Annotated in this window: 11 protein-coding genes; 4 read left to right on the forward strand and 7 right to left on the reverse strand. The window is 72.0% G+C overall.

Annotated features, from left to right (window positions below; translation table 11 throughout):
* Nucleotides 1–41 precede the first annotated feature (41 nt).
* Entirely contained in the window at nt 42–758 is a 717-nt protein-coding gene (locus AC0IW9_RS16910; RefSeq protein ID WP_471649450.1) for a response regulator, read from the forward strand.
* 4 nt (nt 759–762) lie between these two features.
* Here AC0IW9_RS16910 and AC0IW9_RS16915 read toward each other — a convergent pair whose 3' ends face one another.
* The 6 genes from AC0IW9_RS16915 to fsa form a co-directional block, all read right to left on the reverse strand.
* Nucleotides 763–2973, reverse strand: coding sequence for a hybrid sensor histidine kinase/response regulator (locus tag AC0IW9_RS16915; RefSeq protein ID WP_471649451.1), 2211 nt, complete (start codon nt 2971–2973; stop codon nt 763–765).
* A gap of 96 nt (nt 2974–3069) precedes the next feature.
* Complete coding sequence (polA, locus tag AC0IW9_RS16920) at nt 3070–5883, reverse strand: DNA polymerase I (RefSeq protein WP_471649531.1); 2814 nt, start codon at nt 5881–5883, stop codon at nt 3070–3072.
* A gap of 55 nt (nt 5884–5938) precedes the next feature.
* Entirely contained in the window at nt 5939–6175 is a 237-nt protein-coding gene (locus tag AC0IW9_RS16925) for a zinc-finger domain-containing protein (protein ID WP_471649452.1), read from the reverse strand.
* Nucleotides 6176–6282: 107 nt separating this feature from the next.
* On the reverse strand, nt 6283–7242 hold the full coding sequence (locus AC0IW9_RS16930; RefSeq protein ID WP_471649453.1) for a tyrosine recombinase XerC: 960 nt from the start codon (nt 7240–7242) through the stop codon (nt 6283–6285).
* Nucleotides 7243–7244: 2 nt separating this feature from the next.
* Complete coding sequence (locus AC0IW9_RS16935) at nt 7245–7943, reverse strand: DUF484 family protein (RefSeq protein ID WP_471649454.1); 699 nt, start codon at nt 7941–7943, stop codon at nt 7245–7247.
* Complete coding sequence (gene fsa / locus AC0IW9_RS16940; protein WP_471649455.1) at nt 7940–8596, reverse strand: fructose-6-phosphate aldolase; 657 nt, start codon at nt 8594–8596, stop codon at nt 7940–7942. Before fsa ends, AC0IW9_RS16935 begins: the two co-directional genes overlap by 4 nt.
* A 117-nt stretch (nt 8597–8713) precedes the next feature.
* On the opposite strand from fsa, the gene AC0IW9_RS16945 reads away from it, so the two are divergent.
* Nucleotides 8714–10951, forward strand: a complete 2238-nt coding sequence (locus tag AC0IW9_RS16945) for a primosomal protein N' (RefSeq protein ID WP_471649456.1) — start codon at nt 8714–8716, stop codon at nt 10949–10951.
* An 88-nt stretch (nt 10952–11039) separates the two neighbouring features.
* Nucleotides 11040–11195, forward strand: a complete 156-nt coding sequence (locus AC0IW9_RS16950; protein ID WP_471649457.1) for a hypothetical protein — start codon at nt 11040–11042, stop codon at nt 11193–11195.
* Here the strand turns inward: AC0IW9_RS16950 and AC0IW9_RS16955 are convergent.
* Entirely contained in the window at nt 11192–12409 is a 1218-nt protein-coding gene (locus AC0IW9_RS16955) for an MFS transporter (protein WP_471649458.1), read from the reverse strand. The two genes, AC0IW9_RS16950 and AC0IW9_RS16955, sit on opposite strands and share 4 nt — an antisense overlap.
* Before the next feature lie 171 nt (nt 12410–12580).
* Here AC0IW9_RS16955 and atpH point away from each other — a divergent pair, with 171 nt between their 5' ends.
* A complete protein-coding gene (gene atpH / locus AC0IW9_RS16960) occupies nt 12581–13183 on the forward strand; it encodes an ATP synthase F1 subunit delta (RefSeq protein WP_471649459.1) in 603 nt (200 codons plus the stop codon).
* Nucleotide 13184: the final 1 nt, after the last annotated feature.

Here is a 13184-nt window from a genome sequence, read left to right on the forward strand (position 1 = left end):
CGCAACAAAGCCGGGCCCTGCCGGGCTGGGGCGGAGACGGCATGGCGGCGGGACCCCGGATCGTGCTGGTCGAGGACGACGCCTTCCAGCGACAGATCGTCACCGACTACCTCGCCCAGCATGGGCTGCGGCCGGTCCCGCTCGGCGCCGGCGCCGCGCTGAAGCGGCTGGCGACGCAGGAGATGCCGGATCTCGTCCTGCTCGACGTGCAATTGGGGGAGGCAGAGGATGGCTTCGCCCTGGCGCGCTGGCTGCGCAGCCGCTCGGCGCGGGTCGGCATCCTCATGCTCACCTCGGCCGGGGATATGGTGGACCGGGTGGTGGGGCTGGAATCCGGCGCGGACGACTACGTGACCAAGCCCTTCGAGCCGCGCGAACTGCTGGCCCGGGTGCGCGCCATCCTGCGCCGGGCCGCGGCGGCCGCCGCCCCGCTGCCGGCGCAGGTGACCCAGGTGCGGGTCGGCACCTGCCTGCTGGACCTGGAGCGCCGGCTGCTGGTGCGCGGCGATGGCGTGGAGGATGCGCTGACCGCCAGCGAATTCGACCTGCTGAAGCTGTTCGTCAGCCACCCGAACCGGGCGCTGACGCGGGACTGGCTGCTGGAAGCCAGTTCCCACCGGGAGGCGGAAGCCTTCGACCGGGCGATCGACAACCGCATCCTGCGGCTGCGCCGCAAGCTGGAGGCCGACCCGGCCAAGCCGGAGGCGATCCGCAGCGTGCGGGGCGTGGGCTATATGTTCGTGCCGCCGAAGGACTGAAGGCTCAGGCGACGCCGCGATGGCGCTCCGTCGCCAGCTCGGCGATGCGCTGGGTCAGGGTGGACTGGTCGTAGGGCTTCGACATCACCTCGAAGCCATGGTCGGCCGAGCCGGCCACGGTGCCGGCATAGCCGGTGGCCAGCAGCACCGGCAGCCGGGGCCGCAGCCGCCGGGCGGCCTGGGCCAGCTCGATCCCGTTCATGCCGCCGGGCATGACGATGTCGCTGAAGAGCACGTCGAATTGCTCCCCGCGGCGGAGCAGGGCCAGGGCCTCCAGCGCATCCTGCGCCGCGATCACCCGGAAGCCGGCGTCGCGCAGCGTCTCGGCGGCGACCTCGCGGACGCGCTCGTCGTCCTCCACCACCAGCACGGTGGCGCGGGAGACGGCGGCGATGCCTTCCGGCACCGGCGCCGGCGGGGCGGGCTGCTGCGCCGGCGGCTCCGCGGCGATGGGGAGATAGAGGGTGACGACGGTGCCCTCGCCCAGGGTGCTGTCGATGGCGATATGGCCGCCGAGCTGGCGGATGAAGCCGAAGACCTGGGACAGGCCGAGGCCGGTGCCCTTGCCCTGGGGCTTGGTGGTGAAGAAGGGCTCGAAGGCGCGTTCCCGCACCTCGGCCGGCATGCCGGTGCCGTCGTCGCGCAGCGAGACCGCGACATAGGAGCCGGGCTTGGCATCCGCATTGCCGGCCAGCAACGCCGCGTCCAGCCGGGCCGGGCGGGTGGTGAGGGTGACGGTGCCGCCGCGCGGCAGCGCATCCCGCGCATTGATGGCGAGGTTAAGCAGCGCCGCCTCGAGCTGGGAGGCATCGGCGCGGCAGGGCGGCAGTTCCGGGTCCAGCACGACGGCGAGGCTGACCGCCTCGCCCAGGGCGCGCTGGATCAGCGGGGTGAAGCCCTGCACCAGCTCGTTCGTGTCGATGCTGGCGGTATGCAGCTTCTGCCGCCGGGCGAAGGCCAGCAGGCTGGAATTCAGCTTGGCGCCGCGCTGCACCGCATCCCGCGCCATGCCGAGGTATTTCCGCACCTTCTCGTCCGCGGCGGTGCCGAGATGGCGTTCCAGCAGGTGCACGGTGCCGAGGATGGCGGTGAGCAGGTTGTTGAAGTCATGCGCCACGCCGCCGGTCAGCCGGCCGAGCGCTTCCAGCCGCTGCGCCTGGAGCAGGCCGGCCTCGGCCGCCTCGCGCCGCAGGATCTCGCCGCGCAGCTCGTCGCGGTTCTCGCTCAGCTTCCGCAGCACGATCTGCTCGGAATGCCAGCGGCGGATGGCGAGCATGGTGGCGAAGCCGAGGGCGAGGGCGGCGAAGAGGCAGAGCGCGGCGGTCGTGGCGGTATTGGTCAGCCATTCGGCCTGCACCCGGTCCATGGAGAGGGTGACGCTGACCACCAGCGGATGCTCGCCGACCTGGCGGAAGGCGGTCAGCCATTCCTGGCGCTCGCCGAAATGCTCGATCACCGGGCCGACGTTGCTGGGGTTGCGGACCGCATCCGGCACCGCCGCGGCATCGGGCGGGCCGAGCAGGTCGTCGCCATCCGAGGGATGCACCGCAAGCAACTGCCCATCCGTGCGCATGAGCGCGAAGGAGGCCTTGCCCTCCGGGTTCATCGCATGCCACTGCGCCTGGAAGTAGCCCGGCAGGATGGAGCCGACGACGGTGCCGTCGAATTGGCCGTCCGCGCTTTCACGGCGGCGGGCGACGGTGAAGGTGACCACGCCGGTGAGCCGGGCGCGCAGCGGCTCGCTGAAGAGCAGTTCGGTATCGCCGTCCCTGGCGCGGCGGAAATAGGACCGGTCGGCGATGGAGAGGGGCGGCGTCGGCCAGGCGATGCTGAGGGCGACGACCCTGCCGTCCGGCCGCGCCAGGTGCAGGGAGGTGATCTGGGCGATGCCCTCGTCCAGGGTGCGCATCCAGCGCTGGATGGTCTCGCCCTGTGCCTCGATCTCGTCCCAGCTCAGGCCGCGGATGCGGTCCTCCATGCGGTCGAGGACGAGGGAATTCGTCTCCACCACCTTCAGCGCATGTTCCTTGGCGACGGCCGAGAGGCGGTTCACGTCGGCGAAGGCCTCGGCGACCAGCCGGTGGTGGTCATACCAGGCGGCGCCGCCGAGGAAGGCGAGCGGGACGATGAGCGACGCCAGCAGCATGAAGCGCAACGAGAGCGGCAGCCGCTCTCGCGGGCGGCCGGGCTTGGCCGGACCTGCGGCGACCTGCATGGAATGCCTTTTCGAAACGGGCTCTCACAATGGCGCGACGTGGCCGCTATGCCACATCACTATTTCGAGAGTACTGACCTGTCGGAAATGCCTGCGTCAGTGGGCTTCCGCCCAGCTCCGGCCGGTGCCGACTTCCACCGCCAGGGGCACCCGCAGGGTGGCGACGTTCTCCATGACCTGGCGGACCAGGGCGCCGGTGGCCTCGACCTCGGCCTCCGGCACCTCCAGCACCAGCTCGTCGTGTACCTGCAGGAGCATGCGGGCCTTCAGGCCGGCATCGCGCAGCGCCTTGGGGAGGCGGACCATGGCGCGCTTGATGACCTCCGCCGCGCCGCCCTGGAAGGGGGCGTTGATGGCGGCGCGTTCCGCCCCGGCCCGGCGCACCGGGTCCTTGGCGCCGATGTCCTGGATCCAGAGCTTGCGGCCGAAGGAGGTGGAGACATAGCCCTGCAGCCGCGCCTCCTCCTTCAGCCGTTCCATCGCGGTGCGGATGCCCGGGTACTGGCCGAAATAGGCATCGATGATGCCCTTGGCCTCCCCGGCGCCGATGCCGAGCCGCCCGGCGAGCCCGAAGGCGGACATGCCGTAGATGATGCCGAAATTGATGGTCTTGGCCCGCCGCCGGGCTTCCTTGTCGACCGCATCGGGGGCGAGGCGGAAGATATCGGCCGCGGTGCGCGAGTGGATGTCCTGGCCGGTCTCGAAGGCCTCCCGCAGGGCGGGCACATCGGCCAGATGCGCCAGCAGGCGCAGCTCGATCTGGCTATAGTCGGCCGACATCAGCACATGGCCGGGCTCGGCGACGAAGGCGCGGCGGATGCGCTGGCCTTCCTCGCTGCGGACCGGGATGTTCTGCAGGTTCGGCTCGGTCGAGGCGAGCCGGCCGGTGCTGGTATTGGCCATGGAGAAATCGGTATGGACGCGGCCGGTGCGCGGGTCGATCTGCGCCGTCAGGCCATCGACATAGGTCGACTTCAGCTTCGAGAGCTGGCGCCAGTCCAGCACCGCACGGGCCAGCGGCACGTCGCGGGCGGCGAGCTCCTCGAGCACCGCGGCATCGGTGCCCCAGGCGCCGGACTTGCCCTTGCGGCCGCCGGAGAGCTGCATCTCGTCGAACAGGATCTCGCCCAATTGCTTGGGCGAGCCGACCGCGAAGACCCGGCCGGCGAGGCGGTGGATCTCGGTCTCCAGCACGGCCATGCGCTGGACGAAATCCTCGCCGATGCGGGCGAGCTCGACGCCATCGACCTTGATGCCCTCGGCTTCCATGTCCCGCAGCACGGGGATCATGCGGCGCTCGACCTGTTCATAGAGGGCAAGGGCGCCGGCCTCGCGCAGCTGCGGGCGGAGGATGTGCCAGAGGCGGAGGGTGACGTCGGCATCCTCGGCGGCATAGGCGGTCGCCTTCTCCAGCGGCACCTGGGCAAAGGTGATGCGGGCGCGGCCGGTGCCGGTCACCTGGTCGTAGGGCACCGGCGTATGGCCGAGGTGGAGGCGGGAAAGCTCGTCCATGCCATGGCCGTGCTTGCCGGCTTCCATGGCGTAGGAGATCAGCATGGTGTCGTCGACCGGGCCGACGGCGATCCCGCCGTTCTCCGGCTGGGCCAGCACTTCCAGGTCGTATTTGGCGTGCTGCAGCACCTTGAGGACGGCCGGGTCTTCCAGCAGCGGCTTGAGGGCGGCCATGGTGGGCTCGAAGGGGAGCTGCGGCGGCGCGGCCTCGGCCGGGGCGGCCAGCATGTCGCCCTGGGTGGCGCCGGGGGAGACGTGGCGCAGCGGGATGTAGCAGGCGCGGCCGGGGGCGGTGGCGAGGCAGACGCCGACTAGCTTCGCGTTCAGCGCATCCAGGCTGTCGGTCTCGGTATCGAGGCCGATGATGCCGGCGGCTTCGGCCTCGGCGATCCAGGCGGCGAGGGCCTCGGGCGTCGTGACCGTCTCGTAGCTGCCGAAGGGGGCGGCGGCCGGGTCGACCGGCGCGACCGGCGTGGCTGCGGCCTGGGCGGCGGAGACGGCGCTGTTGCGGGCGCGGCTGCCGGAATCGCCGGCGGCATCGCCCAGGCCCATGCGGGCGACGACGCTGCGGAAGCCCTGGTCGCGCAGGAATTTCTCGAGCGCGGCGGGCTCGGGCGGGCGGACCGCCAGCTCGTCGATGGTCAGGCTCATCGGCGCCTGGTCGTCGAGCGTGACGAGGCGCTTCGAGATGCGGGCCTGCTCGGCATATTGCTCGAGGTTCTGCCGGCGCATCGGCTGCTTGATCTGGGCGGTATTGGCGAGGACGGCTTCCAGGTCGCCATAGGCGAGGATCAGCTCGGCGGCGGTCTTGGGGCCGATCTTCGGCACGCCGGGGACATTGTCCACGGCATCGCCGATCAGCGCCTGGACCTCGATCACCTTGTTCGGGGGGACGCCGAATTTCTCGGCGACCTCGGCCTCGCGGATCGGCTTCCGCTTGATCGGGTCGTACATCTGCACGCCGGGGCGGACCAGCTGCATCAGGTCCTTGTCGGAGGAAACGATGGTCACCTCGCCGCCGGATTCGACGAAGGCGCGGGCATAGGTGGCGATCAGGTCGTCGGCCTCGAAGCCGGGGGCTTCCACCTGGGCGACGCCGAAGGCCTCGGTCGCCTCACGGATGAGGGCGAATTGCGGGACCAGCTCCGGTGGCGGGTCGGGCCGGTGGGCCTTGTAGGCAGGGTAGAATTCGTTGCGGAAGGTCTGCCGGCTGGCATCGAAGACGCCGGCGAGGTGGCTGCCGCGGTGTTCCGCCAGGAAGCTGGAGAGCATCTGGGTGAAGCCGAAGACGGCATTCACCGGGACGCCGTCCGGCCGGGTCATCGGCGGCAGCGCGTGGAAGGCACGGAAGATGTAGCCGGAGATATCCACCAGCACGAGGTGGCGGACGCCGGGCACGGCGACCGGGACGGCCTCCGCGCCCTCGGCCGCGGCGGTCTCAGTGCCCGGGTTCTTAATGATGGTCGTCGCCACCGGCACCGGCCTTCAGCACATAGGTGATGGAGCAATAGGGGCAGGTCACCTCCTGCTCCCCGTCGTTGATCCGCAGCCAGACGCGGGGATGGCCGAGGCCGGGGCCGGCGATCTCGCCGTCGCAGGGGACGGAGCGGGAGGTCGCCTCGATCCGCTGGACCGGGGTCACCCCTTCGGTCAGCTTGGGCGCGTAACCGGTTTGCTTGGCGTCGCGCATGGGCGCTCCTCATCAGGGTCGCAAAGGGGGGTCGCGGGGTGTCCGCAACATAGACGCCGATGACGCCCCGGACCAGGGTCAGCCTGGCCCCCTCAGCCTGGCCCCCCTCAACCTGGGCGCGGATGCGCCTTGCGCCAGGTCTCGAGCAGGGCGGCGGCATCCACGCTGGTATAGCGCTGGGTGGTGGAGAGGCTGGCATGGCCGAGCAATTCCTGGATCGCCCGGAGATCCGCCCCGCCGCCCAGCAGATGGGTGGCGAAGGAGTGCCGCAGCGCATGCGGCGTCGCATGTTCCGGCAGGCCGGCGAGGCGCCGGTAGTCGCGCATGGATTTCTGCGCGACCGCCGGGTCCAGCCGGGCGCCGCGGGCGCCGCGGAACAGCGGGGCCTCGGGCGGCGGGTCGCCGCGTTCCACCAGATAGGCGGCGATCGCCTGGCGGACCGCGGGCAGCACCGGGACGAGGCGCTGCTTGCCGCCCTTGCCGGTGACGCGGAGCGCGGACTGGCTGCCGGCCAAGGGGGCGGGCAACGGCGCGTCGCGGACGTCGAGGGCGAGGGCCTCGGCGATGCGGAGGCCGCAGCCGTAGAGCAGGGTGAACAGGGCGACGTCGCGGGCGGCCTGCTCGGCGGGGCGTTCGGCATGGCCGGGCTGGTGGATGCTGCCGGTCTCGGCGGCGACCTCGCGGGCCTGGGCGGCGGTCAGCGCCCGCGGCACCGCCGGCTTGGCGCGTGGCCCGCGGATATTGGCCAGGGCCATCGGCACCGGCGCGGCGGAGGCCTTCGCCAGGTGCCGGAGGAAGCCGCGCACCGCCGCCAGCTGCCGGGCGCGGGTGGCATTGCCGGCGCCCTCCCCGGCGCGGGCGGCGAGGAAGCTGCGGAGATCGGCCGGGCGCAGGCCGGCGAGCGCCGCCTCGTCCGGCTCCTCGCCGAGGTGGCGGGTGAGGAAGCCGAGGAAGTCCCGCAGGTCGCGGCCATAGGCCTCGACCGTATTGACGGCGGCGCGGCGTTCGAAGGCCAGCCAGCCGAGGTAGTCGGCGACGCAGGCGGCGGCGCTGCGGCCTTCGGGCATCCCTACCGCGCGAGCGCCGCCGCCACCGCGCGGCCGAGGAAGGCGAGGGTTGCCGCGGCCTGCCGGGCGGGCAGGGTCTGCGGGTCCCTCGTGCCGAGCGACATCAGCACCGGGCGCCCGGTCCAGACCGGCACCCGCACCAGCGCATCCCGCGCCACCAGCGGGGCGGCTTCCTGGTGCAGCAGCTCGATATCGGTGGGGTTGGAGCGGACGATGGCATCCTTGCCCGGGCCGATCAGCCGGGCGACGGTGCCGGGCGGCAGGCGATAGATGCCGCGGCGGTCCGGCGCCTCGGCCAGCAGCCAGCAGCTTTCGATGCCGAGCAGCGCCGGGAGCTCCTGCGTCACCGTCTCGACCACGTCCTGCGCCCGCATCAGCGCCAGCACCGCCAGCCGCACGCGGATGGTGAGGCCATAGCCGGCGCGGCCGGCGGTGACCGCGGCATCCATTTCCGCTTCCAGGGAGCGGACCCGGCGGCGCTCGGCCTGCAGCATGGCGGCCATGTGGTCCGCCAGCCTTTCGCCGTGCAACCGCTTCGGCGGGCTGAGGGCGCGGTAGAGGTCCGGCCGCTCGGCAAGGAATTCCGGATGCGCCTCGAGGAACTGGGCCACGGCTTCCGGTGCCAGGCTGGGCGCTTCGGCGGGCGCTTCAACCTGGGGGGTATCGGCCGGCGAGAGGCCCGGGAGACGGATCGCGCTCACAGGATGCTTTGTCCGGTCTTGGCCCAGTCGGCCGTGAAGGCGGCCAGCCCGCTGGCGGTCAGCGGATGCTTGAAGAGCTGGCGGATGACATTGGGTGGCAGGGTCGCCACCTCGGCGCCGAGCTTCGCCGCCTCGACCAGATGGACCGGGTGGCGGATGGACGCGACCAGGACTTCTGTCTTAAACTTCGGGTAGTTGCGGTATATTTTCAGGATATCGGCAATGAGCAGCATGCCGTCGAAGGCGATGTCGTCCAGCCGGCCGACGAAGGGGGAGATATAGGCGGCCCCGGCCTTGGCCGCGAGCAGCGCCTGCGCCGCGGAAAAGCAGAGGGTGACGTTCACCGGCGTGCCCTCGTCCGCCAGGCTGCGGCAGACGCTGAGGCCGGCCTCGGTCAGCGGCACCTTCACCGCGACGTTCTTGGCGATGCCGCGGAGGTAGCGGCCCTCGGCCAGCATGGTGTCGAAATCGGTGGCGGTGACCTCGGCGGAGACCGGCCCTGGCGTGATGGCGCAGATCTCGGCGATCACCTCGGCCATCTTGCGGCCGGACTTGGCGATCAGGCTCGGGTTGGTGGTGACGCCATCGACCAGCCCGGCTTCGGCCAGGGCGCGGATCTCGGCGACATCGGCGGTATCGACAAAGAATTTCATCCGGGCGGGTCCCTCAGGCAAACCCCGTGGGGCCTGCATTTGACACTCAGGACCGGCAACCAGGCCTAGGCGGGCCGCCGGCGATCGTTGCGTATTTGTTCAGGGTCAGGATAGCCGATGCGACAGGGGTCGGGAAAGCGGCGCGATATGAAAGACACGCCACCTGTGTCTTCGTTGCAACGGGTGCGGGTATTATTGCCGCTCCCGCTGGCGGGTGCCTATGACTACCGCATGCCGCCGGGCCTGGACATCCGGCCAGGTGATTACGTAACGGTGCCGCTCAATCACAGGTCGATGATCGGGGTGGCCTGGGACGCGTTGGAGGCGCCGGAGGCCAGTCCGGTGGCCGAGCACCGGCTGAAACCGGTGGCAGATCGCCTGGCGGCCCCGCCCATGACCGCCAGCCTCCGCCGCTTCGTCGATTGGGTCGCGGCCTATACGCTCAGCCCGCCCGGCGCGGTGCTGCGCATGGCCATGGGCTCCGCCGCGGCGCTGGAGCCGCCGGCGCAGCAGGCCGGCTGGATGCTGGCCCCGCCCGGCGGCAATGCCCAGCCGCGGCTGACCCCCGAACGGCTGCGGGTGCTGGCGGCGATGCAGCCGGGCCAGGCCTATGCCGGCGGCCCGCTGGCCGAGGCGGCGAAGGTCTCCCCGGGCGTGCTGCGCGGCATGGCGGACAACGGGCTGATCCGTCCGGCGCTGCTGCCACTGGCCGAGCGCTTCAGCCGGCCGGACCCGGACCATCCCGGCCCGGTGCTGGGCGGTGCCCAGGCCGAGGCGGCGGCCGCCCTGGTCGCCAAGGTCGCGACGCGGAGCTTCGGCGTCACCCTGCTGACCGGCGTCACCGGCTCCGGCAAGACCGAGGTCTATCTGGATGCGGTGGCGGAGGCGCTGCGCCAGGGCCGGCAGTCCCTGGTGCTGCTGCCGGAGATCGCGCTCTCCGCCCAGTGGCTGGACCGTTTCCAGCGGCGCTTCGGCGTCTCCCCGGCGCTCTGGCATTCCGAGGTGACGCCGCGGACCCGGCGGGAGACCTGGCGGGCGGTGGCCGAGGGGCGGGCGCCGGTGGTGGTGGGGGCCCGCTCGGCGCTGTTCCTGCCATTCCCCGACCTCGGCCTGGTGGTGGTCGACGAGGAGCACGAGACCGCCTTCAAGCAGGAGGAGGGCGTCGTCTACAACGCCCGGGACATGGCGGTGGTCCGCGCCCGGATGGCCTCGGCCGCCTGCGTGCTGGTCTCGGCGACGCCCTCGCTCGAGAGCCTGACCAATGCCGAGAGCGGCCGCTACGAGGCGCTGGACCTGCCGGAGCGGCATGGCGGGGCGACCCTGCCGGCGGTGGAGACGGTGGACCTCCGCCGCACCCCGCCGGAGCGGGGCCGCTTCATCGCGCCGCCGCTGGTCGAGGCGGTGACCGCGACCCTGGCGCGGGGGGAGCAGGCGATGCTCTTCCTGAACCGCCGGGGCTACGCGCCGCTGACGCTCTGCCGGCATTGCGGCCACCGGATGCGCTGTCCGAATTGCACCGCTTGGCTGGTGGAGCACCGGGCGCGACGGCAGCTGCAATGCCATCACTGCGGCCATACCGAGGCGCCGCCGGCGGAATGCCCGGAATGCGGTTCCGCCAACAGCCTGGTGGCGGTGGGCCCGGGGGTGGAGCGGGTGCTGGAGGAGGCGGCGGCGCTCTGGCCCGAGGCGCGGCGGCTGGTGATGGCGAGCGACACGCTGCCCGGCCCGGCGGCGGCGGGGGCGGCGGCGCAGTCCATCCAGGACCGCGCGGTGGACCTGATCATCGGCACCCAGATCGTCGCCAAGGGCTGGCACTTCCCGCACCTGACCCTGGTCGGGGTGGTGGATGCCGACCTGGGTCTCGCCGGCGGCGACCTGCGGGCGGCGGAGCGGACGGTGCAGCTGCTGCACCAGGTGGCCGGCCGGGCCGGGCGGGCGGAGGCGCCGGGGCGGGTGCTGCTGCAGAGCTTCAGCCCGGAGCATCCGGTGATGCAGGCGCTGATCTCCGGCGACCTGGCGGCCTTCATGCGGGAGGAGGCGGCGATCCGTCGCCCTGGGCACTGGCCGCCCTTCGGCCGGCTGGCGGCGCTGATCGTCAGTTCCGAGGATGAGCGGGAGGCGGAGCGCGCGGCGCGCGACCTCGGCCTGGCGGCGCCGGGCGGGGAGGGTGTGCAGGTGCTCGGCCCCGCGCCGGCACCGCTGGCCCTGCTGCGCGGCCGGCACCGGCGGCGGCTGCTGCTGAAGACGCGGCGGGACATCGCGGTGCAGCCCATCCTGCGGGAATGGCTGGGGCGGGTGCCGGTGGCGAATAGCGTGCGGGTCCAGGTGGATGTGGACCCGGTGAGCTTCCTCTGAACGCTTTTCACCGCCGTTTTCTCTTGGTTAACGCGACGGTAATGTCTAAATTACGCCGGGTTAATCAAGACGGCCATGGAGGTGCGACATGCCCATTCTCGAATCCCATGAAATCGCTGCCTGGGCGCTGATCGTCGGCGGCATCGCCTATGCCATCGTGGCCTCCCGCGGCCTGGCCACCGCGGCCATGGCGGCGGCGCTGGCGGCGATCGCGGTCAAATCCGCGTTGATCGGCTTCGCCTAGGCCGGGCGGCTGCCGCGACGGGTCAGCACGGCGGCGGCGAGCAATTGCAGCAGGCCGGCGGCGGTGGGCGGGGCCCAGGCGCCCCAGAATTCCAGCGCCGCGCCGAACAGGCCGGGGCCGAAGGCATACATCGCCTGATTGACCGCGGTGACCAGGGCGATCACCGCCGCGACCTCCAGCGGCGGCCATTCCGCCTGGGCGATCAGCGGCGGCAGCGACAGCAGGTTGCCGATGCCGAGGCCGAAGAGCAGGGCGCCCGCTACCAGCGGGACCGGATCGCCGGCCGCCAGGGCGAGGATGCCGCAGCCCAGCGCCTGGAGCAGGAAATTCAGCACCCCGGCGCGCCGCCGGTCGATCGCCGGCGGCAGCAGCAGGCCGACCGCGGTCCGGCCGACCACCGCGCAGGCGGTCGCCAGGCTCATCACCAGCCCCGCCCCCTGGGTGCCGAGGCTGGGGGCCAGGATGCTGAACAGCGTGGTCAGCAGCCCCATCTGCGCCGTCAGCCCGAAGGCGAAGGCGAGCGAGAGGCTGCGGAAGGCCGGTTGCCGCCAGAGCGGACCCGCCGGTGCCCGCGGCGGGCGCGGGGCCGGCGGGTCCGCGGCGCCATCCGGATGCAGGCCGAGGCCGGCCGGCGTGGGCCGGAAGTAGCGGCCGGTGAGGGGCCAGGTGACCACCACCGCCGCCAGCGCGACGATGAGGCTGGCCTCGGCGAAGCCCAGGGCGGCAATCAGCAGGGCCCAGGCCGGGGTGAAGACCACGCCGCCGATGCTGGCGCCGTTATAGGCCATGGCCAGCGCCGCCGGCCGCCGCCGGTCGAACCAGGGGGCGACATAGGCATTGATGGCGGCGCCGCTGGTGACCGCCCAGCCGGCGGCGGTCAGCAGGGCAGCCGGCACCAGGTGCCAGGGCTGGCCGGCATGGCCCCAGGCGAAGGCGCCGGCGGCGCAGGCGAGCATGCCGGCCCGGGTCACGGCCACCAGGCCGAATCGGCGGTGCAGCCGGGGCAGGGTGGTGACGACTGCACCGGAGGCCAGGAAATGCAGGGTGATGGCGGCGGCGATGAGGCTGGTGGACCAGCCTTCCCGCGCATGCAGGGCATGCAGATAGACGGAGGGGCCATAGAAGTTGATGCCCCAGCTGAACATCGCCACCACGAAGGCGGCCGCCACCACGCGCCAGCCGAAGAAGCCTTCCCCATCCTTCGCCATGGCCATCCCGCATCTTTCCGGGGGCAGGCTAGCCGATCCGGAGTGGCGATGCTGCGTCCTCGGGCGAAATGGTGGGCATCGGCCGGATTGCGGGCGTGTAAACCCCATGGTAAGGCCCCCGCGCCGCGTGGGGGCTTGCCGCCCATGCATCATTCAGGAACAGGACCGGGATAACCCGTGGCCGCTGTCGAAACCGCCACCTCCGCCGCGCCCAAGGCGCCCACCCCGACCGGCGTCGCCGCGCGTTATGCGTTGGCCCTGCTGGGCCTTGCCGATGACCGGCGGGCGACGGATCCGGGCGCCCTGGACCGCATTGCCGCCGACCTCGAGAAGTTGGCAGACCTCTGGCGGGGGGACAGCACCTTCCGCGCCTTCGTCGCCGACCCCCGGCTGGGCGTCGCCGCCCAGCGCGCCGGCGGCTTCGCGCTGCTGGAGAAGGCGGGCATCGGCGCCGAGGTGCACAACCTCGTCGGCGTGCTGATCGCCAACCGCCGGCTGGCGCAGCTGCCGCAGGTCGCCGCCGCCTTCGGTGCCGAGCTCGCCGCCCGCCGTGGCCAGCAGGTCGCCGACGTGATCAGCGCGCATCCGCTGACCGCGACGCAGCGGACCCAGATTGCCGCGAGGCTGACCGAAGCCGGGTATTCCGGCGTGAAACTGACGGAGCAGGTGGATCCCGCGATCCTGGGCGGCTTGATCGTCCGGATCGGGTCCCGGCTCTATGACAACAGCATCAAATCGAAGCTGCAGCGTCTGCAGTACGCTATGAAGGGGGCTGCCTGAC

This window comes from Belnapia sp. AC561, from assembly GCF_979252845.1.